General features: G+C 60.9%; 22 protein-coding genes and 4 tRNA genes. 5 read left to right on the plus strand and 21 right to left on the minus strand.

What is annotated here, in order from left to right:
* Positions 1-58: 58 nt before the first annotated feature.
* The 9 genes from rplJ to CLV41_RS11670 form a co-directional block, all read right to left on the minus strand.
* The gene (gene rplJ / locus CLV41_RS11630) at positions 59-577 is read right to left on the minus strand and encodes a 50S ribosomal protein L10 (RefSeq protein ID WP_103222501.1); all 519 of its coding nucleotides are present in this window, start codon (positions 575-577) and stop codon (positions 59-61) included.
* Between the two features lie 324 nt (positions 578-901).
* Positions 902-1600 (minus strand): 50S ribosomal protein L1, encoded by a 699-nt coding sequence (gene rplA / locus CLV41_RS11635; protein WP_103222502.1) that lies wholly within the window; start codon positions 1598-1600, stop codon positions 902-904.
* A gap of 4 nt (positions 1601-1604) precedes the next feature.
* The gene (rplK, locus tag CLV41_RS11640; protein WP_103222503.1) at positions 1605-2033 is read right to left on the minus strand and encodes a 50S ribosomal protein L11; all 429 of its coding nucleotides are present in this window, start codon (positions 2031-2033) and stop codon (positions 1605-1607) included.
* Positions 2034-2254: 221 nt separating this feature from the next.
* Positions 2255-2785: a transcription termination/antitermination protein NusG gene (gene nusG / locus CLV41_RS11645; RefSeq protein WP_103222504.1), complete on the minus strand. Its 531-nt coding sequence runs from the start codon at positions 2783-2785 to the stop codon at positions 2255-2257.
* Positions 2786-2839: 54 nt separating this feature from the next.
* Entirely contained in the window at positions 2840-3037 is a 198-nt protein-coding gene (secE, locus tag CLV41_RS11650; RefSeq protein WP_103222505.1) for a preprotein translocase subunit SecE, read from the minus strand.
* 103 nt (positions 3038-3140) lie between these two features.
* A tRNA-Trp gene (locus tag CLV41_RS11655) sits at positions 3141-3216 on the minus strand.
* 108 nt (positions 3217-3324) lie between these two features.
* Positions 3325-4515 (minus strand): elongation factor Tu, encoded by a 1191-nt coding sequence (gene tuf, locus CLV41_RS11660; RefSeq protein WP_103222506.1) that lies wholly within the window; start codon positions 4513-4515, stop codon positions 3325-3327.
* A gap of 265 nt (positions 4516-4780) precedes the next feature.
* A tRNA-Gly gene (locus CLV41_RS11665) sits at positions 4781-4854 on the minus strand.
* A 20-nt stretch (positions 4855-4874) separates the two neighbouring features.
* Positions 4875-4959, minus strand: a tRNA-Tyr gene (locus CLV41_RS11670).
* A gap of 420 nt (positions 4960-5379) precedes the next feature.
* Between CLV41_RS11670 and CLV41_RS11675 the strand changes: the two genes are divergently transcribed.
* The 3 genes from CLV41_RS11675 (at position 5380) to CLV41_RS11685 (ending at position 7337) form a co-directional block, all read left to right on the plus strand.
* Positions 5380-5916, plus strand: coding sequence for a MarR family winged helix-turn-helix transcriptional regulator (locus CLV41_RS11675; RefSeq protein WP_208987460.1), 537 nt, complete (start codon positions 5380-5382; stop codon positions 5914-5916).
* A gap of 4 nt (positions 5917-5920) precedes the next feature.
* Positions 5921-6424: a PaaI family thioesterase gene (locus tag CLV41_RS11680; protein ID WP_103222507.1), complete on the plus strand. Its 504-nt coding sequence runs from the start codon at positions 5921-5923 to the stop codon at positions 6422-6424.
* Positions 6425-6500: 76 nt separating this feature from the next.
* Positions 6501-7337 (plus strand): TrmH family RNA methyltransferase, encoded by an 837-nt coding sequence (locus CLV41_RS11685; RefSeq protein WP_103222508.1) that lies wholly within the window; start codon positions 6501-6503, stop codon positions 7335-7337.
* A 211-nt stretch (positions 7338-7548) separates the two neighbouring features.
* Here the strand turns inward: CLV41_RS11685 and CLV41_RS11690 are convergent, their stop codons facing one another.
* A complete protein-coding gene (locus CLV41_RS11690) occupies positions 7549-8661 on the minus strand; it encodes a YHYH protein (protein WP_103222509.1) in 1113 nt (370 codons plus the stop codon).
* A 213-nt stretch (positions 8662-8874) separates the two neighbouring features.
* Between CLV41_RS11690 and CLV41_RS11695 the strand changes: the two genes are divergently transcribed.
* Positions 8875-8950 (plus strand) — tRNA-Thr (locus CLV41_RS11695).
* Between the two features lie 484 nt (positions 8951-9434).
* On the opposite strand, the gene CLV41_RS11700 is transcribed toward CLV41_RS11695, so the two are convergent.
* The 10 genes from CLV41_RS11700 to CLV41_RS11745 form a co-directional block, all read right to left on the minus strand.
* The gene (locus CLV41_RS11700; RefSeq protein WP_103222510.1) at positions 9435-10139 is read right to left on the minus strand and encodes a CPBP family intramembrane glutamic endopeptidase; all 705 of its coding nucleotides are present in this window, start codon (positions 10137-10139) and stop codon (positions 9435-9437) included.
* A gap of 724 nt (positions 10140-10863) precedes the next feature.
* A complete protein-coding gene (locus tag CLV41_RS11705) occupies positions 10864-12426 on the minus strand; it encodes an amidohydrolase family protein (RefSeq protein WP_103222511.1) in 1563 nt (520 codons plus the stop codon).
* 88 nt (positions 12427-12514) lie between these two features.
* Complete coding sequence (cyoD, locus tag CLV41_RS11710) at positions 12515-12820, minus strand: cytochrome o ubiquinol oxidase subunit IV (RefSeq protein WP_103222512.1); 306 nt, start codon at positions 12818-12820, stop codon at positions 12515-12517.
* A gap of 11 nt (positions 12821-12831) precedes the next feature.
* Positions 12832-13446 carry a cytochrome o ubiquinol oxidase subunit III gene (gene cyoC, locus CLV41_RS11715; RefSeq protein WP_103222513.1) on the minus strand — a complete coding sequence of 205 codons (615 nt, stop codon included), beginning with the start codon at positions 13444-13446 and terminating at the stop codon, positions 12832-12834.
* Positions 13446-15485 (minus strand): cytochrome o ubiquinol oxidase subunit I, encoded by a 2040-nt coding sequence (cyoB, locus tag CLV41_RS11720; protein WP_103222769.1) that lies wholly within the window; start codon positions 15483-15485, stop codon positions 13446-13448. Before cyoB ends, cyoC begins: the two co-directional genes overlap by 1 nt.
* Complete coding sequence (gene cyoA / locus CLV41_RS11725) at positions 15485-16414, minus strand: ubiquinol oxidase subunit II (RefSeq protein ID WP_103222514.1); 930 nt, start codon at positions 16412-16414, stop codon at positions 15485-15487. Before cyoA ends, cyoB begins: the two co-directional genes overlap by 1 nt.
* A gap of 367 nt (positions 16415-16781) precedes the next feature.
* Positions 16782-18008, minus strand: coding sequence for an amidohydrolase family protein (locus tag CLV41_RS11730; protein ID WP_103222515.1), 1227 nt, complete (start codon positions 18006-18008; stop codon positions 16782-16784).
* Entirely contained in the window at positions 18005-20524 is a 2520-nt protein-coding gene (locus tag CLV41_RS11735; protein WP_103222516.1) for a branched-chain amino acid ABC transporter ATP-binding protein/permease, read from the minus strand. Before CLV41_RS11735 ends, CLV41_RS11730 begins: the two co-directional genes overlap by 4 nt.
* Positions 20525-20533: 9 nt before the next feature.
* Positions 20534-21409, minus strand: a complete 876-nt coding sequence (locus CLV41_RS11740) for a branched-chain amino acid ABC transporter permease (RefSeq protein ID WP_103222517.1) — start codon at positions 21407-21409, stop codon at positions 20534-20536.
* A gap of 84 nt (positions 21410-21493) precedes the next feature.
* The gene (locus CLV41_RS11745; protein WP_103222518.1) at positions 21494-22681 is read right to left on the minus strand and encodes an ABC transporter substrate-binding protein; all 1188 of its coding nucleotides are present in this window, start codon (positions 22679-22681) and stop codon (positions 21494-21496) included.
* Positions 22682-22917: 236 nt separating this feature from the next.
* Here CLV41_RS11745 and CLV41_RS11750 point away from each other — a divergent pair, with 236 nt between their 5' ends.
* The gene (locus CLV41_RS11750) at positions 22918-23340 is read left to right on the plus strand and encodes a nuclear transport factor 2 family protein (RefSeq protein ID WP_103222519.1); all 423 of its coding nucleotides are present in this window, start codon (positions 22918-22920) and stop codon (positions 23338-23340) included.
* Between the two features lie 9 nt (positions 23341-23349).
* On the opposite strand, the gene CLV41_RS11755 is transcribed toward CLV41_RS11750, so the two are convergent.
* Entirely contained in the window at positions 23350-24039 is a 690-nt protein-coding gene (locus CLV41_RS11755) for a GntR family transcriptional regulator (protein WP_103222520.1), read from the minus strand.
* Between the last annotated feature and the right edge of the window lie 8 nt (positions 24040-24047).

A 24047-nucleotide genomic window follows, 5' to 3' on the forward strand; every position in this document is an offset into this window, starting at 1 on the left:
TCTCAGTACCTTAAGTTCGAACCAGTATCGGTTTCGTCAGACAGTGTGTTTGGACGCCTTACGCGGCCTCGTCCTTCTTGGCATACGCGCCGAAGACGCGGGCGAGCTGCCCGGCCGGTGCGTTGACAACCTGAGCAATCCGGGACGCCGGGGTCTGAATCATGCCAACCAGTTTCGCGCGCAGCTCATCGAGCGACGGCATGGATGCCAGAGACTTGACCCCGTCCGGGTTCAGATTGGTTGTGCCCAGAGCACCGCCAAGGATCGCAAACTTTTCGTTTGCCTTGGCGAAGTCGACGGCTGCTTTCGGAGCGGCTACCGGATCGTCGGAGTAGACGAGTACGGTCGGGCCCTGAAACAGGTCGGAGATGTGCTCAAGGTCAGTGCCTTGAAGGGCGAGTTTGATAAGGCGGTTTTTTGCGACTTTTACAGTGCCGCCGGCTTGACGCACGGATGCCCGCAACGCGGTCATCTGAGCAACCGAAAGACCTGCATAGTGCGCAACGACAACAACACCGGTGTTAGCCAGCTCGGTGTTGAAAGACGTCACGAACTCGTGCTTTTCCGCTCTTTCCACTTGCCTTCTCCATTTGGCGGCGTTGCCGCCGCCGGTTTACCTTTGCCGCCTGGCGGATGGTCCCGAACCCGGAACCGCCCGATCAGGCGACGCTCAGGGTCCTGTCCCCTCACCTTCACGCCAGTGCGGCGCGCGGCAAGGCCTGGTTCGAACCTCGGTTTTCCGCATTCGCGGAGAATTCGGTTCTCACCCATCTATGCAGGCCTTTGTGGCTTAAACCGGTCTCCCGGCACCTGCAGTCTCGGACAGGGCAACCCGGCAGCGAGCCGCCGGGTCTTTCCGGCCTTACGGCCGAAATCTTGGTTTCAATCCGGAAAACCCGGATTATTCGCCAGCAATGCTGGCCAGATCCACTTTCAGGCCCGGGCCCATCGTCGAGGAAACGGCGATGCGCTTCAGATAGGAGCCTTTCGAGCCGGAAGGCTTTGCCTTCTGGACGGCATCGATCAGAGCCTTGACGTTCTGCGTGATCGCCTCTTCTGAGAACGACACCTTGCCGACGCCCGCATGCACGATGCCGGCTTTTTCAACGCGGAACTGGACCGCGCCGCCCTTGGCATCGTTCACCGCGGCGGTGACGTCCTGGGTCACAGTGCCGACTTTCGGGTTCGGCATCAGGCCACGCGGGCCGAGCACCTTACCGAGACGGCCGACCAGCGGCATCATGTCCGGGGTCGCGATGCAGCGATCGAAATCGATCTTGCCGCCCTGGACTTCCTGGACCAGCTCTTCAGCACCGACGATATCGGCGCCTGCGGCCTTGGCTTCGTCGGCCTTGTCGCCACGGGCGAACACGGCGACGCGGACGTTCTTGCCTGTGCCGTTCGGCAGCACACACACGCCGCGGACCATCTGGTCGGCATGGCGCGGATCGACACCGAGATTGATCGCAACTTCGACGGTTTCGTCGAACTTCGTCTTGGAGCGCCCCTTCACAAGACCGATGGCCTCGTTCAGCGGATATTCCTTGTTGCGGTCGATGCCTTCACGCGCTGCCTTGGTACGTTTTCCAATTTTCGCCATGATCTTACTCCGATACCTCAATGCCCATGGACCGGGCGGAACCTTCGACCATCAGCATCGCTGCTTCGATGTTGTTGGCGTTCAGGTCCTTCATCTTGGCTTCGGCGATTTCCTTCACCTGCGCCCTGGTCACGGAACCGACCGTGCCGCGGCCCGGGGTCTGCGAGCCCTTCGGCAGCTTGGAAGCCTTCTTCAGGAAGAAGCTTACCGGAGCCGTCTTCACTTCGAACGTGAAGGACTTGTCGGAGTAATATGTAATTACGGTCGGGCACGGAGCACCCTTCTCGACATCCTGGGTCTGCGCGTTGAACGCCTTGCAGAATTCCATGATGTTGAGACCACGCTGGCCGAGCGCCGGCCCGATGGGCGGCGACGGGGTCGCGGATCCTGCAGGCACCTGAAGCTTCAGGAAGCCGTCAATTTTCTTCGCCATATCTGTCTCCAGTCATTCGCAGCCGGACGGCAATCCGCCTGCATGGGAGCTGGTGGTACGGCCCTTGCCGATGCCCGGCGAAGAGCATCAGGACCTTCCACCTGTTTCATCCCGTCGGATCGCCTTTGAGGCATTCCGGCCGGGCACTCGAGCCGTCTTTCAAACAGTCCGCTTTCACATGACGTCACATGAAGGCGCGCCGATCGCAAGACGGCAAACAGTCAGAGCTTGTCGACCTGACCGAATTCCAGTTCCACCGGCGTCGCGCGGCCGAAGATGGACACCGCCACCTTGAGACGCGCACGCTCGTCGTCGACTTCCTCGACAAGGCCGGAGAAGGATGCGAACGGCCCGTCGGACACACGCACCTGCTCGCCCACCTCGAAGGTGACGGACGGCTTCGGCCGGTCCACGCCTTCCTGAACCTGGTTCAGGATACGCAGGGCTTCTTTTTCCGGGATCGGCATCGGCTTCTGGTCAGAGCCCAGGAAACCGGTGACTTTCGGCGTGTCCTTGATCAGGTGAAACGCCTCGTTGGTCATGTCCATCTTCACCAAGACATAGCCCGGGAAGAACTTGCGCTCGGCGTCCACCTTGCGGCCGCGGCGCACTTCGACAACCTTTTCCATCGGAACGAGAATTTCCTCGAAAAGATCGGACAGCCCTTTCTGCACGGCCTTTTCGCGGATGGACTCGGCGACCTTCTTCTCAAAATTGGAATAGGCGTGCACAATGTACCAGCGCTTGGCCATAGATCTCAGTTCCGTTTCTTGTTCTTTGTCTTCAAACCGGGCGGCGGGTTTCAACTAGCCGCCGACACCCAGCAGATAGCCGATTCCGAGGCTCATCAGCTGATCCGCCACGAGAAAAAAGATCGAGGCGATCATCACCATGATGAACACCATGACGGTGGTCACGGCGGTTTCGCGGCGCGTCGGCCAAGTTACCTTGGACGTTTCAGAGCGCACTTCCTGGATGAATTTGAAGGGATTGGTCTTCGCCATTCCGGTTCCGGTCTGTTAAATACGAGTGGGCGCGCGAAATGACTTCGCGCGCCTCACTCGAGGAAACTCTTAAGCCCTCGAGGGCGATTAATCAAGAGCAAATTGGCAGGGGCAGCAGGGTTCGAACCCGCGACCTACGGTTTTGGAGACCGTCGCTCTACCAGCTGAGCTATACCCCTACACGAGGACCGCTTGCGACGGTCCCGCTCCTGATACCCCCTGATGCCGCGTACCGCAACATTTAAGAGGGCAAACTGCCGGGCGCAAGCCCGACAGCCCGTTTCATCTTAAGCGATGATGGATGCGACGACGCCGGCGCCGACGGTACGGCCGCCTTCGCGGATAGCGAAACGCAGGCCTTCTTCCATGGCGATCGGCACGATCAGTTCGACGTCAACGGACACGTTGTCGCCCGGCATGACCATTTCCGTGCCTTCCGGCAGGGACACGACACCGGTAACGTCCGTCGTGCGGAAGTAGAACTGCGGACGGTAGTTGGTGAAGAACGGCGTATGACGGCCCCCTTCTTCCTTCGTCAGGATGTAGGCCTCGGCCTTGAATTTCGTGTGCGGGGTCACCGAACCCGGCTTGCAAAGTACCTGGCCGCGCTCGACGTCCTCACGGGCAACACCGCGGATCAGGGCACCGATGTTGTCGCCTGCTTCGCCGCTGTCCAGCAGCTTGCGGAACATTTCAACGCCGGTAACCGTCGTCTTGGTGGTGTCCTTGATGCCGACAATCTCGACTTCCTCGCCAACCTTGACGATGCCGCGTTCCACACGGCCGGTGACAACCGTGCCACGGCCGGAGATCGAGAACACGTCTTCGATCGGCATCAGGAACGGCATGTCCTTCGGACGCTCGGGCGTCGGGATATACGCATCGACCTGAGCCATCAGCTCGCGGATCGCGTCACGGCCGATGGCCGGGTCGCGGTTTTCCACAGCCGCCAGAGCCGAACCCTTGACGATCGGAATGTCGTCGCCCGGGTACTCGTAGGAGGACAGAAGCTCGCGGATTTCCATTTCGACAAGCTCGATAAGCTCTTCGTCGTCGACCTGGTCAACCTTGTTCATGAACACGACAAGCGCCGGAACGCCGACCTGACGGGCAAGCAGGATGTGCTCGCGGGTCTGCGGCATCGGGCCGTCGGCGGCCGAAACCACGAGAATGCCGCCATCCATCTGCGCCGCGCCGGTGATCATGTTCTTCACATAATCGGCGTGACCCGGGCAGTCGACGTGAGCATAGTGACGGTTTTCCGTCTCATACTCGACATGCGCCGTGGAGATGGTGATGCCGCGGGCCTTTTCTTCAGGCGCGCCGTCAATCTCGTCATAAGCTTTTGCTGTCGCACCGCCGGTTTCAGCCAGCGTCATCGTGATTGCAGCTGTCAGCGTCGTCTTGCCATGGTCAACGTGGCCAATCGTGCCAATGTTAACGTGCGGCTTCGTACGCTCAAATTTTTCTTTCGCCATCGGCGTCGCTCTCTGTCCACTACTCGGGTCGGTCGATAAAAGGCTCGAGCGGGACGCCCTCCGGCGCCTTGGACAGATCCGCGAGCGACGAATTGCTTCCCGTAGAACTTCCAGAGCGTCCGCTCGCAGGCGATTGGACACTCCGCAACTTTAGGGTCGATCAGCTTTTCGCCTTCACGTGAGCCCACATGAAAACAGGCTGATCCGGTCAGGATTTCCGGGCGGAAGAACCTTCCGTTCCGGACACTCCGATCAACACCCATGATGGAGCGGGTGAAGGGAATCGAACCCTCGTCGTCAGCTTGGAAGGCTGCTGCTCTACCATTGAGCTACACCCGCACAACAAGGAATCAGAACGATGGTGGAGGAGGTTGGATTCGAACCAACGTAGGCATAGCCAACGGATTTACAGTCCGTCCCCTTTAGCCACTCGGGCACTCCTCCATCTCGTCCTGCTTCACGCCGAAGCTATCAGGATGGCTTGACCTGAGAACCCGCCCGAAAGGGGCGAGCAATCCTGTGGCGCGTGTTATGCAGATGAGGACCTGCCCTGTCAACGCCGATCTTGCAAAGAAATGAACAAAATCAGGGAGACACCCGAAACAGCAGCTTCGAGCGCTGGAGATTGCTCCGGCAACCGGCATTCAAAGAGTGCCCCGATCCCGGCAACTTGTCACGCTCCTTGGTAATCATCCCCGTCAGTGGCCGCGTTTTCATCTCCGGCTGTGGACAACCGGCCGCTGCTTTTGCGTCTTTGAGGGCCTTCGGGCGGCGGATACGACCCCCTGCCTGTGCATCGGGTTTCGAGCCCGTCCGACACACTTCCGGCTTGCCGTGATTCACCCTATGTTGTAACTACAACAAATGTCTTCTTCCCTTCAGGATATCGACTTCGTCCATATGGGCCGGTCCTGTCTCGGCCATGCGGCCCGGCGGACGGCCAATCTGCTCACCCGGCACTTCAACCGGCATATGGCTCCGCTTGGCCTGGAACTCACGCAGTGCCAGCTTCTGGCCGCCATTGCGGACGGATCGGCCGGATCCGCCTCCGGGATTGCCCGGTTTCTCGGCATCGACCGTTCGACGCTGGCCCGCAACCTGAAACCGCTCGAGGCCGCTGGCCTGATCGCACGGCGCGAAGCCGGCGGCCGCAGGGTCCTGCCCGTCCTGACCCCCGCCGGGGAAAGGAAGGTCCTGGAAATTCACCGGACCTGGCAACAGGCCCATGCGGAACTCGGCGACCTCCTCGGACCGGAGGGAGCCGACGCGGTCCGCGCGCATATGTCGGCGCTCCGAAAGGCCGTCCATATTCTCGAGGAACGCACCATTGCCGCCAGATCTCCCGGCAAGGATCAATCGCCCGGTCCTCCCGTTGGGGACACAAAACAAGGCAGGACATGATATCATGAGCGACACACAGGCCAGAACAGAAAAAGGCGGGATACATGCGCCCGGAGCGCTCCCGAAGGCCGCCTTCGCCAGCCTGTCCGGACTGGAAATTTTTGAAAAGATGATGGCGGGTGACCTGCCCGCCCCGCCGATCATGGCGCACATGAATATAACGATGAAGGAATTCGCCGAAGGCAGGGCCGTCTTTGCCGGCATGCCGGCACACCAGTTCCTGAACCCGCTCGGCACGGTGCATGGCGGCTGGATCTCGACGCTGATCGACACCGCCCTCAGCTGCGCCGTGCAGACGGCCCTGAAACCCGGCGAATCCTATACCACCACATCCTTGACCGTGAACATGGTCCGCCCGCTTCTGGCCGACAGCGGCGAGGTGACCTGCGAGGGCCGTCTCGTGCACCGGGGCTCCCGGCTCGCCACATCGGAGGGCGGACTGAAGGACGCCCGCGGCAAACTGATCGCCCATGGCACGGTGACCTGCATGATCCTGCGCGCGGCATGATCTGCGGCATGATCTTTGGTCCGCGCGCGCTGCGTGGCCTCTTCCCCTCTCCGCTTTTTGCCGCTAGATCTTCGCCATGACGGATAACAGCAAATCAGCACGGCCCCGGTCCCGTCCCGGTCAGGGAGCGGGCAGTTTCAAGACAGGTCACTACAAGAAGGGTGGCGGCAAACCGGCTCCGCGCCGTCCCGGCCTGCCGCCGGAAGGCCCGATCCTGCTTTATGGCCTGCATACGGTGGAAGCCGCCTTCGCCAACAGCGACCGCAAGCGGCTGAAACTCTACGCCACGGAAAACGCCCAGCGGCGTCTTGAGGAGCGCGGCGTCACCATAGATGTGCCGATCGAACCCACGATGCCGAAGGCGCTCGACCGGATGGTGACAAAGGATGCCGTGCACCAGGGCATGATCCTGGAAGCCGATCCCCTGCCCGCCTATGGCCCGGAGCATCTGACGGGTGCCCGTCTGGTGCTGGCGCTCGACCAGGTCACCGATCCGCACAACGTCGGCGCCATCCTGCGCTCCGCCGTGGCGCTCGGTGCCGATGCGGTGGTCACCACCGAGCGCCATGCGCCGGAAGAAGGCTCGGTGCTGGCCAAATCCGCCTCGGGCGCGCTCGACATGATCAAACATGTGCGGGTGAAGAACATGGCCCGCTTCATCGCCGAAATGAACGACGAGGGGTTCGGCTGCATCGCACTCGACAGCGACGGTGACGCCAGCCTGGAAGACACGCCCTTCACCGACAGGACAGTGCTGGTGCTCGGCTCGGAGGGAAAAGGCGTGCGCCACGGCGTGCGCGAGGCCTGCGGCCTCACCGCCCGCCTCGACATGCCCGGCGAGATCCGCTCCCTCAACGTCTCCAACGCGGCCGTGCTGTCGTTATATGTGGCGCGGATGAAGATGGGGCTGTGATCCCCGGAGCCGCCGGATGGCCGGTGGCAGACGGCGCCACTCAATCGGTGGACAACCCCGCCAAGCCCGTAGCCTTTGCCGCCCCAGCCCCTCCCAGGCCTCCCCGGCCTTGAGCCGGGGCCCTTTCCATTTCGCGGCAGATCCCGGCTCAAGGCCGGGACGGCGACCGGTATCACAGAACTCAAGCAAATCTCCGCACCGGAGTTTGCCTTCACCTCCCCGTCGGTGGCGGTCCCTTGCGGCTTTGTGCCGCTCCGTCATAGGGCGTGAACGTCTTCAGGCCGGAGATGTCAAAACCGGATGGACAGCCGGAAGCGATATAATCGTAATAGATCGCGCGGCCGCCGAACTTCCGGCTCCTGTCCGCCTCGAAGAACAGCCCGTAGCAGGCCTTGTTGCAATGAAACAGCGCGCCGTCCTGCGCCTCGATGCGCCGCGCGCTGCCATCGCCTTGAAGGATCTGCTCACCCTGCAGCAGTCCGCTCATCACATGGCAGACGCCGCGGCCATGAGTGGTTCGCGAACTGTCCTTTATGGCGAAGCGAATCGGCAGGCCGGTGATCTCCTTGCCCGTGCGGTCCACCCGGTGCTCCCAGCGGTCGCGCGCGAAATGTTGCGGCCTGCCCGACAGGCAGGTGAGGACATCCCAGCTTGAGGTCGTCTTCACATTGTAGAAGTAGGCTCCCGACGCGTCCTTCATGCCCCGGCAGCGGTCGAGATCGGCTTCGACGGAATTGCTTTGATCGAACCAGCCGAGGGCGAGAATCGGAAAGCCGTCCATGGCGTAGCCCACCGGCTTTTTGTCGTCCTCCACCCAGACCGGCCCGAGATCCTCGATAAGGCATTTGGGCGCGATATGATAATGATAGTCGTCTCCCCGGCCCGCATGGCCGCCGCAGACATCCAGTTCACCGGCATCGAAGGCGCTCGGGCGCTTTCCCGTCGTCCGGTCGGCCGGCCCCTGCGTGCTTGGATCGAAGATCGGCACACCGTTGACCGCGACCCCGACCGGCCCCGCATCCGTTGCAGTCGCACTGGCGGCTAGTTTCGGGTCGAGCAGGATCTCGAAATCGAAATTGTGAACGGCGGGGAATTGCTGGTTGGTGCCGATAATCCCCCGCATGAGCGGATCTTTCGGACCCGGCAGGCCGTTTGAGGAAAACCGCGCCTTGCCGCCGGAACACGAGAGCTTGCTCACCTCCTGCGTATAACAGCCGGTCTCGCATTTGCAGGATTTGATATCGTGGGCCGCAGTGTCTGAAACAACGCAAAACAACAGGGCGGCGGCGGCAAGTCCCCGGAAAATGATACTTGAGAATGCCATGCAGCACAGTCCTCGTTCCCTGGCCGTTTCCCTCAGGGCTCACGCCATAACGCGGCTGACAAGACAGAGCGACGTCAGATCATCCGTATTTTCTACAGGGACACCACAAATCCCGCAACCCCGGTAGGGCTTTGGGTTTTTTGTGGTTGATACTGAATTTTTCGTTTTGGGGCATGGACAAGTGCGGCCAATCTGTTAGAAGCCATCCCCGGCGCCGGTATAGCTCAGCTGGTAGAGCACGTGATTTGTAATCTCGGGGTCGCGGGTTCGAATCCTGCTGCCGGCACCATTTTTCCAAGGGTCCATTCGTGTCACACGGTTCACACCGTCTTCGGTCTGCTTCCAGTCCCGTAGCACCCAAGATCACTTGATTCCCAAATTTGAACTCAATCAATTTTCCTGGGCTTTCGGAAAACCTGCCGCTTTGAGCTTCAGTTTTCTGTGATGGTCGCCTAACAGTGTGCCTCTCGTCACGATCATAACATCACTAGGTGTGAATTGGCCTCTCCGAGTGCTCCTTGGCGCAGTTGCGAAGCCGTGGAGTTTGCCACACTCAAATGGGTCGGCCGGTTCAATCACCGGCGTCTTCTGGAGCCCATCGGAAACATTCCACCAGCAGAAGCCGAATAAAGATACTACGCCTTGCTGGGCGCGCCAGCCGTGCCCGCATAACCTAAACTTACGGTCTCCGGGAAACCGGCGCGGTTCACTGCGTAACAGTCAAAAACTCGACCGAAAGGTCGGGATCGGCGGACGCTCAACACTGCAAGAGCTTAAAGACCTATTCTCTCCTGCGCTCGCATGCTGAAATTATGGAACGAGTGCGTGATGACCGCTGCCGGATAGCCGCGAAAATGCATCATGAGACCAAAAACAATTCCAGAAATCAGCGTCTGTCTGAACTGAGGATCCCTTGGGTCCGGACTGTGCGCTCCTGCAAACAGGGTTGTGGCAATCACGCCGGAAAGTGAATGCGCGACAGGAGACGGCACGCCGAAACGCGTCAACGCAATCCCGATACCACTTTGTATTCCGAGCCTGAAGATGCCCTCCTCAAGCACAGGCGCGATAAGCTCCGTTACCGTGTCTTCATTCACCCAGAGAAGAATTTGCGGGCCCTGATTGCCCCTGTTCTTGACTGCTGTTGAAATCGCTCTTTGCGGCGCCCCAACCGTTCTCGTCAACTTGAAATAGCCCTGTGTCACGTTTTGCGGTGCCTGATCGAGCAGCCAGTCATACGCATCGGCCAAATGCCTGTGGTACCTTTGATCAATCTCCTCGGTCAGCCATGTCGCGCCGCGAGAAACGATGGCGCCAGCCAGCGCGACTTTCGTTTGTTGCGGGAAAATATATGCGCCAACGGCAACGGAAATGATGACGCCGCTGTTTTCCACAAAAATGCGACCGGCCTTGGCGGCATAGTAGTAGAGCCCCCGCGCGCCATTACAAAACATGATGCCCATGCCATCCGGAAACATCACCTTCCCTCCAGCTCTCCAAAACCGACAAGGGAACTGATCTTCGCACGAGACAACAGATTGCAACTGTCTGAGGGCGCCCCCACCTGGTCGAACGCCGCAATACAATCATAGAAGAAGGATTGAGTCGACAGCAACTCAAAGGGGAAAAGAACCAAAAGCAATAGCGACAATTAAAATCGCCCTGAGTATCGCGGTTCGCACCGCACCCGCGCTGAATTTCACATTTGCTTCACGGAGGTCTACGTTTGGTGTGCAGTCCGGTGCAATCAGGAGACGGCCGGCCGACGCTTACGGGGTCTGGCCGTGGCCGACGATTACAGCTTCAAGTACCTGACGCCGGTGAGGCCACAAATCAACCAACGGGGTCCGCGCTGAATTGGACGACAATGGGGTGGTGTGTTACGCGCTACCCTCCAGTAACGCGCAGGAAGCAGGCATCGCAAAATTCGTAGGCTTGATCGCTGCGAAGCTGTTTTTAGGCTGCGTCGAAAGTTTACACCTCGAATTTGCCGGCTATTGATTTCTAATGGAAATTTCGAATGGCAGGAAAATCGTGTGCTGCAATCCGCCCCACCCGAGCCATCCAATCTTGCGCGCGTGTTCCAGTAGCAAATGCGAGGAACGTCGGAAAACCGCGAATTATCAGCTAATCCCAGAAATACCCTTAGCGCCATCCGTTCTTGCGCGTTACAAGTCCGCGCCGTCCAACGGCCAGCCGCTGTCAGTCCGATTCGGCCAGGGCGTTGAACCTGTAGCGCGGACGCGAGGATGGCGGATAGGCGGTTGTGAACCAGTCCTCGATATGGCCCAGCAGGTCCTTCGTTCTGCGGCGGGCCTCCTGCTCCTGCGCATCGGGCGCCGAGTTCAGGCGGTCGGCGATCTCTTTCAGGACGGCTTGCCTGTCGATGCAAGTGACCTTTCCCTGCGAGACGACCTTCTTTCCGCCGACAAACACTGTTTCCGCAGGCATCTGGCGCGCGCGCATCAGGAGCGCATCGACGATCGGAATGCCGTCATCGATGAAGGGGCGTGCAATGTCGTCCCAGTCCACCAGGACGATATCGGCCGCCTTGCCCACATCGAGGCGGCCGATCCTGCCTTCAAAGCCGGTGGTCGCCGCCCCGTGTTCGCTGGCCATGCGAAACACATGCGCGGCGGAGGGCCGGAAGCTGCGCAGGCCGGGTTCGCGGTGCAGCGCCCAGACCAGCCGCATTTCCTGCAGCATGTCGCGGTCGTCGTTGATGCCCGCCTGATCGATCCCCAGCGCCACCGGAATGCGCCGCCGCAGCATGTCGTTGACCGGTGCGACACCGCTCGCCAGCCGCAATCCGGAGCTGACGTTGTGACACACGCAACAGCCGCAGCCCGCGATCAGGTCCAGGTCTTCGTCATCCACCCAGATACCATGGCCGAGGGTGAGGTTTTCGCCGAGACAGCCGAGATCCGCCAAATGCCGGACGGCGGATTTTCCATAGTGGCGCTGCGCGAATTCCGCCTGGAGACAGGTTTCAACCAGATGCATATGCACCTTGGAAGCGGTTTTGCGCGCCGTCTCGAAAATGGCGATCAGGGTTTTGTCGCTGCACCAGTGCAGGTTCGCGGGCGCAAGCTGCCAGGAAACACGGTCCGCATCCGATGCCGCCCAGGCCGACTTGCGATCCTCGAACCAGCGCATGTGCTCTGAAACCGGCGCTTTGCTTGCTTCCAGTTTCGGACGCCAGTATTCGGCCTCATCCTTTGGCAGCTTCTTCAGAAAAGGCGCATCATCCTCATGAACGAGTTGGTTGCGATCGCGGATCATGAAGGAAAAGGACACCCGCATGCCGATGTCCCGGTAGGCGCCGATGACGCTGTCCGACAGGGACGTCCAGTCATCGCTTGAACCGGAGAGGCCGGGATGAATGTGCAGGACGGTGGTCGTGCCGGATTCCAGCATTTCGATTGCCGAATAAAGCGTATCGAGACGGTGGCCGACGTAGCGCATGCCGCGGAACTGCGGCAGCCAGAACTCCAGCGGACCGTAAGGCACGCCGAGCTGGAAGGGCGTCAGACCGGAATGGTGATGCCCGTTGATCAGACCGGGAAAGACAATCGCCCCGCTTCCGCCCTCCACGGGCAGATCCGGATTGGCGCGGCGCAGATCCTCGAAATCGCCGATTGCCGCGATGAGCCCGTCCCGTACGAGAACACCTCCCGCCTCGATGACTTCCCCTTCATTGTCGGCATCGACACCGGCAATGACGGCCCGCGAGCGGATCAGAAACTCGTTGGCGTCCAAGCGCATGCCCCTTCCCCGTTAGCTGATGAGGCGACACCGCCCCTTCGTGCCAAAAGGCCGTTCGGGCTGACAAGCCTCTTCTGGCGGACGGCCCTCACATCATCCGGTGATGCAGGTCGAACATGATCCACAGGCTGCCGCCGACCATGATGACGATCAGGACGGCTGCGAAGCCGAGGAAGAACAGGTTTTCCGCCGGCGTCGATTTCAGGTCCAGGTGCAGGAAGAACACGAGATGCACCAGCACCTGCAGGATGGCGGCGACCGCGATGATCGCGTAGACGGCCATGCCTGTCAGGAGGCCGCCCCAGACGATGCCGAAGGGGATGGCCGTCAGGACGATCGCCAGGACAAACCCGGTGAGATAGGTCGAGACGCTGCGTTCGGCGGAGTGGTTCATTGTCGTGGCTCCTACATGACGCCGGGCAGGTAAACGACCGAGAAGATCCCGATCCAGACGATGTCGAGAAAATGCCAGAAGAGGCCGAGCCGCAGCAGTCGCGAGCGCACCGGCGGCGTCAGGCCCTTCAGCGGTATCTGGACGATCATCGCCAGGATGCCGAGCGAGCCGAAGGTGACATGCAGGCCGTGTGTGCCGACCAGCGTGAAAAAGGCACTCAGGAAACCGCTGACCTCAGGCCCCGCGCCCTTGGCGATCATGCCGCGAAATTCCATCATCTCCATCGCCAGGAAGGCGAGCCCGAGCAGGAGGGTCACCACCAGCCACATGATGACACGGCCGCTGAGCCCTTTCGCCATGGCGATGGTCGCCATGCCGAAGGTCAGGCTGGAGATCAGCAGCAATGCCGTTTCCCCCGCCGTATGACGAAGATCGAAAACGTCTTTCGATGTCGGGCCGGCGGCGGAATTTTTCGACAGCACCACATAGGTCGCGAACAGCAGCGCGAAGATGATCGCGTCCGTCATCAGATAGACCCAGAAACCGAATTCCCGCGAGCGCAGGGATATCTTCTCTTCCTCTTCGAGGAGGTCGCTTGCCGTCCCCATCACAGCCGTCTCTGTCATTACGCCCTCCCCGGCAGGATTTCGCCCGAAGCCGGGCCGACCGGCAGAAAATCGCGCATGTCATGCAGGTCCGCCGGCGTGATCTGCTCGAGCCGGGCCTTTTCCATCCGTTCGACCTCGGCGGCCGGCAGGATGTAATCGCTGTCATCGTCGAAGGCGCGGATGCCGATGCACACAAGGACAAGCACCAGGCACAGCGCCGCGAGCCACCAGATGTACCAGACCATGGCAAAGCCGAGCACGAAGGCCAGCCCTCCGAGGATCGGCCCCAACCCCGTACTCTTCGGCATGACGATATCCTCGTAGCGGTCCGGCACCTGATAGGCGGTTCCGCGGATCTTCATGTCGTGGAAGGCGTCGATGTCGTCGACCACCGGCAGGACCGCGAAGTTGTAAGGCGCGGGAGGTGAGGAGGTCGCCCATTCCAGGGTGCGTCCGTTCCACGGATCGCCGGTGATGTCGCGCGCCGAGCCCCACTTCTTCGCCGAGACATAGAGCTGCACGGCGATGCAGGCGATGCCGCACAGGACACAAAGGGCCCCGAGCCCCGCGACGATCAGGTAGGGCTGCCAGGTCGGATCGGCATAATGCTCCATGCGCCGGCTCATGCCCAGGAAGCCGAGCACATAGAGCGGCATGAAGGCGAGATAGAAGCCGATGAACCAGAACCAGAAGGAGCGGATGCCCCATTTGACGTCCAGCTTGAAACCGAACGCCTTCGGGAACCAGTAGTTCATCCCGGCGAAATAGCCGAACAGGGCGCCGGGAATGAGCATGTTGTGAAAATGCGCCACCAGGAACGTCGAATTGTGCATCAGGTAGTCGGCGGGCGGCAGGGCCAGCAGAACGCCGGTCACGCCGCCGATCACGAAGGTCACCATGAAGCCGATGGTGAACACCATGGCGGGGTGAAACTCGATGCGGCCCCGGTACAGGGTGAACAGCCAGTCGAAGATCTTCACGCCCGTCGGCACCGCGATGATCATCGTGGCGATGCCGAACACCGCGTTCACATTGGACGACGAGCCCATGGTGAAGAAGTGGTGCAGCCAGACGGTGAAGGACAGCAGCGCGATGCAGGCGGTCGCATAGACAAGCGACGTGTAACCGAACAGCCGTTTGCGGGAGAAGGTCGCCACCACTTCGGAAAAGATGCCGAAGGCCGGCAGGATCAGGATATAGACTTCCGGATGTCCCCAGATCCACAGCAGGTTGGCGAACATCATCATGTTGCCGCCGTCGCCGTTGGTGAAGAAGTGGAAGCCGAGCGTGCGGTCAAGGGTGAGCTGGGCCGCGACGACCGTCAGGCCGGGAAAGGCGAAGGCGATCAGGATCGACGCGCACAGCGCCGTCCAGGTGAACAGCGGCATGCGCATGAAGTTCATGCCCGGACAGCGGTTCTTGAAGATGGTGACGATGAAATTGATACCGGAGAGCGTGCTGCCGACTCCGCTGACGATCAGCGCCCAGAGCCAGTAGTCCACGCCGACGCCGGGACTGTATTCGATCCCCGAATAGGGCGGATAGCCCGTCCAGCCGGCCTGCGAGAACTTGCCGACCACCAGCGAGACCAGCACCAGCCCGGCCCCCGCGGCCGTCAGCCACAGACTGACGGAGTTGAGGAACGGAAAGGCGACGTCCCGCGCGCCGATCTGCTGCGGCACGACGATATTGATGAGCCCGGTCAGGAACGGCATGGCCACGAAGAAGATCATGATCGTGCCGTGCGAGGAAAAGATCTGCTCGAAATGCTCGGGCGGCAGATAGCCGTCGTTGTTCAGAGCGAAAGCCTGCTGCGCCCGCATCATGAGCGCATCGACAAAGCCGCGCACCAGCATCACCAGCGACAGCACCACATACATGATGCCGATCTTCTTGTGATCGACACTGGTCAGCCAGTCCGTCCACAGCACCTTCCAGGCGCGCAGATAGGTGACAAGCAGGAACACCGCGACACCGCCGCCGATAGTGACGCCGGCCCCGCCCATGGCGACCCAGGAATAAAACGGCAACGCGTCGACAGTCAGACGTCCCAGCATCATGCAGCCCCCCGGCAGATCAGTTCGGCCGCTTCACTTTCGTACGGGCCCATAATCGGCGCGTATTTGCGCAGGATGATTTCGAAGAGCTTCGCTTCGGTTGACGAATAATAGCTCACCGGATTGGCCACGCTCTTCTTGTGAAGCTCCAGATAGGTCTTCGCGTCGAGCACGCCCGGCGATGCGGCGACCTTTTCCTTCCAGGCCGTGAAATCGCTTTCGTTCAAGGCGTGCGCCTTGAAATGCTGATCGGAAAACCCGCCGCCTGAATACATCGTGTTGCGTCCCGTGAAGACACCCGGCCCGTCGGCCAGGAGATTGAGCTCGGAGCGCATGCCCGCCATGGCATAGATCTGCCCGCCGAGCGCCGGGATCATCAGGGAGTTCATCACCGTATCGGAGGTGATTTCGATGGAAAGCGGGCGGTCCGCGGGAAAGGCAAGTTCATTGACGCTGGCGATACCCAGTTCCGGATAGACAAACAGCCACTTCCAGTCGAGCGCCACCGCCTGCACCCTGAAGGCCGGCTTGTCGGAGACCAGGGGCTTGTAGGGATCGAACTCATGGGTCCGGGTCCACACCAGCGTACCGAGCACGACGACGATGGCGCCCGGAACCAGCCAGACAACCGCTTCGACAATCCATGACCCGTCCCAGTCCGGCATATAGACAGCGCCGTTCTTGCGCTTCCTGTAGCGCCAGGCGAAGAAAAGCGTCAGGACGATCGCCGGGATGGCGACGATCATCATTATTGCGAAGGCGGTGAAAAGAAGGTCCCTTTCGGCCAGCGCGATCGGTCCCTTCGGAAAGAGGACCGGCGCATCGGACAGGGCGCAGCCCTGCAGCAGGCTGCCGGCGGCCAGAAGCAGGACGACCGCGAGAGGCCTCGAAGAACGGCGGACCGACCGTCCGGAATTTGCTTCGATCATTTCTCCCCCCCCTTGGATCAGGCTGCTTTCATGCAGGTTCGCATGAAAGCAGAAAAGCGACCGGTTTTAGACGTCTAAAGCATCTGATCTGCGTTCTTGTGAACACAGGTGGCTCCAGGACAGGCCGAAGACGATCTCGTTTACTCGAAAACTCAGGGAGACGCGGCGGCACTGCACATGATCGGAATACAATCGGCATGAAGCGCCGAGGGAATCGTTTGACTGACTGGCAAAAGCCTAGATCAACCTCCGTCCATTTGGAACCGCATGAAAGCAGAAAAGTTGATCGATCCTAAAGCGATAGCCCGCCTTGTCCGCTTTCGGGTCGGCGCGGAATGCTTCCCGAGTCCCACCCCTATGTTCCGCTCTATGTTCCGGGTGCGAAAATCCGGGCGGGTGCGTGCTCGAAGGTCATGCGCCCGCTTTTCATGCCCCAGAGCGGACGGACGATTTCCGACACGACCTGCATCCCGCATTCGGCGGGCAGCGCAACGAAAGTCGCCTCCTCCCCCACCTCGATACCGCGTGCGTGGTTGATCAGGCGTCCCGGAGCGGAGGTGACCATGTCGAAACAGGCTTGCAGTTCCGATTCCGTACCGAGCTGATGGATGTTGGCGTAAAGGTTGGCCATGCGGGAGAGTGAACAGTCACCGTAAGGGGTGAACGGATTGAGCACATTATTCGTCGCCACCGTGCAGCAGACGCCGTGTTGATGAAAGACATGCGCCGGCGCGACACCGCGCGGCACAAGGTGATCGCTGTCCCTGCCCATCAGGAACAGATCGGTGGAGGGCAGAACCGTCAGGGCGATGCCGGCGTCTTTCAGGATAGTCACTACCTCCATGAGTTGAGGTTCGGGCATAGCCGACAGTTTGGTTACATGCCCGATGGCCACCCGTCCCTGCCAGCCGTGCGCTACGGTCTGCCGCGCGATCTCGTCCAGGTGCCGCCACTTCGGATCCAGGTCGAAGTCGAGATGGAAATCGAGATCCACGTCGAACCGCCTGGCCATCTCGAACAGGATGGCGATCTGGGCATTCGGGTCGCTGTCGGTGTAGGGACAGCCGCCAAGCAGATCCGCGCCGTTCGCGAGCGCCTCCTCCAGCAATTCCCCGGTGCCCGGGTTGTTGGTGAGACCTTCCTGCGGAAAGACGCAGATCTGAAGGTCCAGTGCCCATGCGAACTCCCGCTTGAGCTGCAACACCGCCTCAAAGCCCATGAGCCCGATGCCCGGATCGATTTCGACATGGGTCCGGATCGCGTTGGTTCCCTGCACGATGGCCTTTTCAAGGACCTTCCTGCCCCGGTCATGGATATCCGTGCGCGTAAAGGATTTCTTCGCCTCTCCGACCGAGGCGATGGCCCCTTCCAGCGTGCCGGTCTGGTTGTGGCATTTATCCAGTATGCACGCCTTGTCGAGATGAAGATGGCTTTCCACGAAACCGGGGATAAGCATGGCTCCATTGCCTTCCAGGGTTGTCACCCCTCCGCCGAGGTCCGAGCCGATATCGCTGATGCGCTCGCCGGAGACGGCAATGTCGACGGTCCGCGCCTTGTTGCCGATGCGGACATTGCGGATAACAAGCGCACTCACGCCCGCGCCTCCTCGGCCGACGCGGCTTCCTGTCCGCCGCCCAGATAGGCCGTGGTCAAACGGGGATCGGAAGCAAGGTCAGCAGCCTTGCCTTCAAAGACGATCCGTCCCTGTTCCAGCACATAGGCATAGTCGGCAACCGCCAGCGCCATGGTCGCCACCTGGTCGACAAGAAGGATCGTGATGCCGGCGTCCCGCAATTCGCCGAGTATGGCGTAGAGTTCGTCGATCATTGCCGGAGCAAGTCCGAGCGAAGGCTCGTCCAGCAGCAGGACCTTCGGACGTGCCATGAGCCCGCGCGCGATCGCCATCATCTGCTGTTCACCGCCGGACAGCAGTCCCGCGCGGCTGGACAGCCGGTCCTTCAGGCGGGGAAAGCGGTCCAGATGCGCGGCGATTTCGCTGCGCGACATTTCGGAGCGCCGGTTGTAGGCCCCGAGCTCGATATTCTCCAGGACGGTGAGTTCGGGAAAGACCTGGCGGCCTTCGGGAACAAGGACAAGCCCCCTGCCGACAAGCTCGTGCGGTTGCAGCGTCTGCACCTGTTCGTCGTTCAGGATGATGGTGCCCGATACCGGCCTATGCAGGCCGGACAGGGCGCTGAGGAAGGTGGACTTGCCGGCACCGTTTGCCCCCAGCAGCGCCACCATCTCGCCTTGCCGCACCTTCAGCGAGACATCCTTCAGGACAGGCGCCGCTCCATAGCCTGCGGTCAGGCCCAGCGTGGAGACGACGGGTGTCTCTTCCGTTGTCAGCGGCTGCTCGCGCTTGAACGACGCGGTGCCACCCTCGCCGAGATAAGCGGCGATCACCGCCGCATTTGTCCGGATTTCCTCCGGCCTGCCATAAGCGATCGGTTTGCCCGCATCGACGGCCTGAATGCGGTCGGAAATCCCCATGACAAGGCTCATGTCATGTTCCACAAGCACGACCGCGATCCCGAGATCCGCGATCTTGCGCAAAAGCCCGGCGAGCGCCTCCTTGTCGGAACGCATCAACCCGGCGGCCGGTTCGTCCAGAAGCAGGAAAACCGGCTTCGTCGCCAGTGCCCTGGCGATTTCGACCAGACGCCTGTCCACATGCGGCAGGTCCCCGGCGCGCTTTTCCAGTGCCCCCCGGTATCCGCAGAAGCGCAGCAGCCCCGCTGCAAGGGCCAGGTTCCCGTCGGAGCGGATATCCGACCATGGATTGCCCGGTGCGCCGCGCGGCAGGCCCGACACCACGTTTTCCTCCACCGACAGGTTCTCGAAGAGTTTCGTCGTCTGGTAGGTGCGCGCGATACCGCTTCTGGCGACCGCATGGGCTGGCGCACCCGCAAGGTTGCGCTCGCCCAGTAGGATATCCCCTTCGCTGGGGCGATAAAATCCGCTGACCATGTTGAGAACCGTCGTCTTGCCCGCCCCGTTCGGGCCGATCAGCGATGTGACTTCACCCGGCCGGATATCGAGGTGAACCCCGTCCACGGCCCGCACACCGCCGAAGGAAATCCCGAGGTTCCTGATCTTCAGTGGCCCGGGCGAACGATCCACCCTCAGGAACGTTCCAATTTCATCGGCGGGAAGCGCTGAAATCCCCCTTGCCGCTCGTGGCAGAAACGCGGCAAGCGTCCCGACAAGGCCCCGCGGGGCGATCAGCAGCACACCGACAAGCAGGCCGCCGAAGACAAGCAGACGGTATTCGGCAAGACCGGACAGAAATTCGGGCAAAAGAACCGTGACCAGCGCGCCCGCGAGCGGACCCAGAACCGTCCCGGCACCGCCGATCAGGATGGCGAACAGGAACAGGATCGACTGGGAGAAGGGAAAATTGCTCGGTGCGATGAACATCATCAGCGGCGTGAAAAGACCACCGGCAAGGCCGGCCATCGCAGCGGCGATGGCGAACGCCGCCGCCTTGACGACGAAGGGCCGGTAGCCGAGGGAGGATGCGGCGAGCTCCGCGTCCCTGATCCCCGTCATGGCCATGCCCCAGCCGCTGTCGGCAAGACGCCTGAACAGGTAGAGCGACAGGCCGGCAAGCACGATGGCGAGCAGCACGAGTTCGCGCTCGGAAAATATGAACCCGGCCAGTTCAGGCATTGGAAAACCCATCAGGCCGTTCTGTCCGCCGGTCAGCGAGCGCCATTCAACGGCCCCGTGCTCGACAATGAAGGCGAAGGCAATCGTCACCATCGCCAGAAACGGCCCGGCCATCCGAACGGCGGGAACAGCCAGCAGTATGCCCGCCGCACCGGCAATCAGGGCCGCGACAGGCAGGGCCAGCCAGAAACTCAGGCCTGACAGGGTCAGGATGCCGACCCCATAGGCCCCGATCGCGAAAAAGCCGACCTGTCCCAGCGAAACGAGCCCCGTGAGCCCGTAGAGAACATTCAGCCCCACCCCGAGAATGGTGGTCAGCGCGACAAGGCCGATCACGAACTGGGTATAGCCCCCGCTCATGAGCGCCGCCGCGCATCCCGCAACCGTCAGGACGAGCAGAAATCCGTCCAGGTAAGCGCGCTGGTTGGTAAATCGCATCGTGCTTCCTCAGACTTTCTTGACCGCGGGACGCCCGAAAAGCCCGTCCGGCTTCAAGGTCAGCGCCAGGATGACGAGGCCGAAAACAACAATGTAGGTGGAGGACGACCCCAGATAGGCGGTCACCAGCGCTTCCGTGACACCGAAGATGAAACCGGCCAGCATCACGCCCGACGCGGACGTCATGCCGCCCAGAATGGCAACCGCGAACGCCTTCAGCCCGAACAGGGTTCCCATGTCCGAATGGACGGAAAACAGCGGGGCGATCAGCAGTCCCGCGCAGCCTGCGAGCATGGCCGAAATCGCGAAGGAGCCGGACACCATCAGCGTCGTGTTGATGCCCATGAGGCGGGCCGCCTGGGTGTTCTGGACCACGGCGAGCAACGCCCTGCCCTGCAAGGTCTTGCGGAAGAGAAAATGCAGCCCCAGCGCGACGCCAACCGCCGCCACAGGAATCAGCAGCTGCTGCGGGTAGATGCCCGTTCCGGCGAATTGCCATGCGGACTGCGCCAGCGGCGACGACAGCGAGCGAGGCTCGTTGCCGAAGGTAAAGAGAACGGCATTGTCCAGAAAAATGCCTCCGGCGACGGTGGCCATCAACCACGCTTCCGATTTGCGTTCCACGAAGGGCCGCACAAGAAGCATCTCCACCACAATACCGAAGAGACCGCAGCACAGGATCGCCAACGGATAGGCAACTATCCAGTTGATCTCCAGACGCTCGCTAAAGACATAACCGAGAACGGCTCCGAGCATGACCACGCTCCCCTGAGCGAAATTGACCGTGGACGAAACGGAATAGGTGATCTGGAAGCCAAGGGCGATCAGACCGTACATGCTTCCAAGGCCGATGCCGGTGACGAGCGCGGCAATCAAGAGGGTCATGGGCGTTTCCTGGAGAATGCTTGGGAGGAGAGCCCCCCTTGGAGAAAATACGCCTCCCGCAAACTGCCGCGGGAGGCGCCGGCATCACTTCTCGATCGGAATGATTTCACCCTCGACGAAATGCGCGAAGACATAATCTTCCGGCGAAATCGCATCCTGATCCTCAGGCGAGAAAGGATCGGCGTAGGTCTTGATCAATCCCTCGATGTTTTCGATGTCGTACATCGCCTGGCGGATCGCCGGACCGTCGGTGGACCCGGCCTTGTCAATTGCCGCCGCGAGAAGCAGCATCGCGTCATAGGCATTCGCGATCCCCGTCGCGGGGGTCACATCGGCCATGGTCTCGATTTCCGGGAAGGATTCCTGCAGCTTGGCGAACATCGCTTCCCCCTTCGGATCCCCTTCGTTGAACAGGTAGGTCTGGATGAAGTGCAGCTTCTCGCCGCTCTTGCCCGCCAGTTCGGTGAAACGGCCGCCGGCCGGTCCCCAATGCGAGGCCATGGGCACATCCCAGCCCATCCGGTCGAGGGATTTGACCACCTGGGCGGTCGGCGCGACATTGGCCACCACGAAGAGGCCGTCGGCGCCGTTTTCCTTGAGCCTCGTCAGCTGCGGAACGACATCGACATCGTTGGATTCGAATTTTTCGATACCGGCATGGTCCATGCCGCGCTTTTCCAGCGCCTTGAGAAGGCCTTTCTCGTTGGATTCGCCCCAGGGATTGTTGATGAGGATCATGCCCGGCTTCTTGGAGCCGTAGTTCGAAATGAGATATTCGGTGATGGCTTCATCGACATATTCATCGACGGCGGAAACCCGGAAAATATAGTTTTCCTCGGCGCCGTTCTTGGTGATGCCGGTTCCCGCGGCCCAGGGACCGACGAACGGAACCTTCGACTGGTTGGCGAAGGGAACGATCGCGAAGGACACCGGCGTATCGAGACCGCCTATCAGCGCGGCCACGCCTTCGCGCTGTACGAGTTCACGGGCGGCGACCAGTCCCTTGCCGGGATTGCTTTCATCGTCGCGGCTGACAAGCTCGAGAGGCTTGCCCAGAACGCCCCCCTTTGCATTGATTTCGTCGATGGCAATCGTAAGCCCCCGGGTGATCGCCTGACCGGACTTGGCCGACTGGCCGCTCAACGCGGCGACAAGACCGATCTTGATCGTGTCTTCCGCGAAGGCCGGAAGCCCCGTCAGGACCGCAAGGCCGACAACACCCGACATGAGGACGCGGCGTGTCACCTTCGGAAAAATGCGTGTGGATTTCATAAGAGTCTCCTCTGGTCTTCCGGACGACACGTCCGAACCCGCCTCCTGTCGCAAGCGCTGTGCCAGAAATTCAAAAGATATATTTTTCAGATACTTAATAGAAACAAGCCATAAAATGACCGCTTGAGTTTCAGGGCATCGCACAAATTGCATGCAATCTTTGCATACAAAACTTGCATGCAAAATATCCGGCATCCCTTATGCTGAAACCATCCCCTCCGCCAAGGACAAAGTCGATGCCCGAACGAGACGACCCAGATACGCAAACCCTTCCGGCCGAAGCCGGGATCGTCCGGAATTTTCTTGAGGCCTCCATGAAGCCCGATCCGGATCTCGCCGCCACCTTCATGGCCGAGGACGTGGTCATCACCTTTACCGGCGGCCGCGAATTCGACCATCCCTCGGGACCGACGGGGTTCAACGCAGGACGCTACAAGTGGGTGAAGAAGAAGATGGACCGGTTCGACGTCGCCGAAGGCAAGGACGGTGTCGTGGTCTACTCCGTGGGCACGCTCTACGGCGAATGGCCCGACGGGACACCGTTCGAGGGCAACCGGTATGTGGACCGGTTCGAGGTACGAAACGGCAAGATCACCAAAATGGATGTCTGGAACGACAGTGCGGAACGGATCCTGACGCGCATGGGCATCGACGCCTGAAGCAATTCTTCAGTCGTTTCCGCGAACAGCTCTCACATAGGGCTCAAGCGCATCGAGATAAAAGGTCTGGCCTTCTCCTTCCGGCTTGATCAGGGCGCGGTCGGCAACCGCGCCCAGATGATGGCGCATCAACTCGCGCGCCCGCGCCGCATCCCCCTTGGAGAGAGCCTCGATGATCTCGCGATGTTCCTGGATGCCGCAGTCGGTGGAGTGTGGCCGCGAATAGAGCGCCAGCGTCAGTCCGCAGCGATAGCCGACATCTTCCACATAGCGGATCAGTACAGGGCTCTCGGTCAGTTGCGCCATCAGGATATGAAATTCCGTGGCAAGACGGATCGAGACCGGCTCCGGGCCTTTCTCGGCCGCGATTTCCTTGTCCAGATGCGCGTTCAGCGCGTCCAGTTTCTTCGCGGAGAGGTTCACGATGAGCCGGCTGACCACGAGATCCTCGATCTGCGAGCGCAGGTCGAAGAGGTCGCGGGCCTCCTCCAGGCTCGGTGTCGCGACCACCGCCCCCCTGTTTCGCCTGAGTTCCACGAGCCCCTCCGCCGCCAACCGTTCGAGCGCCTGGCGCACGATTGTCCGGCTGGAGCCGAAACGCTCGCCAAGCGAGTCTTCCGGCAGTTTCATGCCGGGCATCAGGGCGCGTTCGAGAATAGCGGATCTCAACGCGGAACAGATTTGTTCGGAGCGGTTCATTCAAGCAT

Origin of the sequence: Roseibium marinum (assembly GCF_002906165.1) — a bacterium.
Classification (GTDB): Bacteria; Pseudomonadota; Alphaproteobacteria; order Rhizobiales; family Stappiaceae; genus Roseibium; species Roseibium marinum.

Excerpts from the sequence above, each read along its gene's own strand:
- rplA (WP_103222502.1), bottom strand. The coding sequence starts at position 1,600 with ATGGCGAAAATTGGAAAACGTACCAAGGCAGCGCGTGAAGGCATCGAC.
- rplK (WP_103222503.1), bottom strand. The coding sequence starts at position 2,033 with ATGGCGAAGAAAATTGACGGCTTCCTGAAGCTTCAGGTGCCTGCAGGA.
- nusG (WP_103222504.1), bottom strand. The coding sequence starts at position 2,785 with ATGGCCAAGCGCTGGTACATTGTGCACGCCTATTCCAATTTTGAGAAG.
- secE (WP_103222505.1), bottom strand. The coding sequence starts at position 3,037 with ATGGCGAAGACCAATCCCTTCAAATTCATCCAGGAAGTGCGCTCTGAA.
- tuf (WP_103222506.1), bottom strand. The coding sequence starts at position 4,515 with ATGGCGAAAGAAAAATTTGAGCGTACGAAGCCGCACGTTAACATTGGC.
- CLV41_RS11675 (WP_208987460.1), top strand. The coding sequence starts at position 5,380 with ATGTCTTCTTCCCTTCAGGATATCGACTTCGTCCATATGGGCCGGTCC.
- CLV41_RS11680 (WP_103222507.1), top strand. The coding sequence starts at position 5,921 with ATGAGCGACACACAGGCCAGAACAGAAAAAGGCGGGATACATGCGCCC.
- CLV41_RS11685 (WP_103222508.1), top strand. The coding sequence starts at position 6,501 with ATGACGGATAACAGCAAATCAGCACGGCCCCGGTCCCGTCCCGGTCAG.
- CLV41_RS11690 (WP_103222509.1), bottom strand. The coding sequence starts at position 8,661 with ATGGCATTCTCAAGTATCATTTTCCGGGGACTTGCCGCCGCCGCCCTG.
- CLV41_RS11700 (WP_103222510.1), bottom strand. The coding sequence starts at position 10,139 with ATGTTTCCGGATGGCATGGGCATCATGTTTTGTAATGGCGCGCGGGGG.
- CLV41_RS11705 (WP_103222511.1), bottom strand. The coding sequence starts at position 12,426 with ATGCGCTTGGACGCCAACGAGTTTCTGATCCGCTCGCGGGCCGTCATT.
- cyoD (WP_103222512.1), bottom strand. The coding sequence starts at position 12,820 with ATGAACCACTCCGCCGAACGCAGCGTCTCGACCTATCTCACCGGGTTT.
- cyoC (WP_103222513.1), bottom strand. The coding sequence starts at position 13,446 with ATGACAGAGACGGCTGTGATGGGGACGGCAAGCGACCTCCTCGAAGAG.
- cyoB (WP_103222769.1), bottom strand. The coding sequence starts at position 15,485 with ATGCTGGGACGTCTGACTGTCGACGCGTTGCCGTTTTATTCCTGGGTC.
- cyoA (WP_103222514.1), bottom strand. The coding sequence starts at position 16,414 with ATGATCGAAGCAAATTCCGGACGGTCGGTCCGCCGTTCTTCGAGGCCT.
- CLV41_RS11735 (WP_103222516.1), bottom strand. The coding sequence starts at position 20,524 with ATGCGATTTACCAACCAGCGCGCTTACCTGGACGGATTTCTGCTCGTC.
- CLV41_RS11740 (WP_103222517.1), bottom strand. The coding sequence starts at position 21,409 with ATGACCCTCTTGATTGCCGCGCTCGTCACCGGCATCGGCCTTGGAAGC.
- CLV41_RS11745 (WP_103222518.1), bottom strand. The coding sequence starts at position 22,681 with ATGAAATCCACACGCATTTTTCCGAAGGTGACACGCCGCGTCCTCATG.
- CLV41_RS11750 (WP_103222519.1), top strand. The coding sequence starts at position 22,918 with ATGCCCGAACGAGACGACCCAGATACGCAAACCCTTCCGGCCGAAGCC.
- CLV41_RS11755 (WP_103222520.1), bottom strand. The coding sequence starts at position 24,039 with ATGAACCGCTCCGAACAAATCTGTTCCGCGTTGAGATCCGCTATTCTC.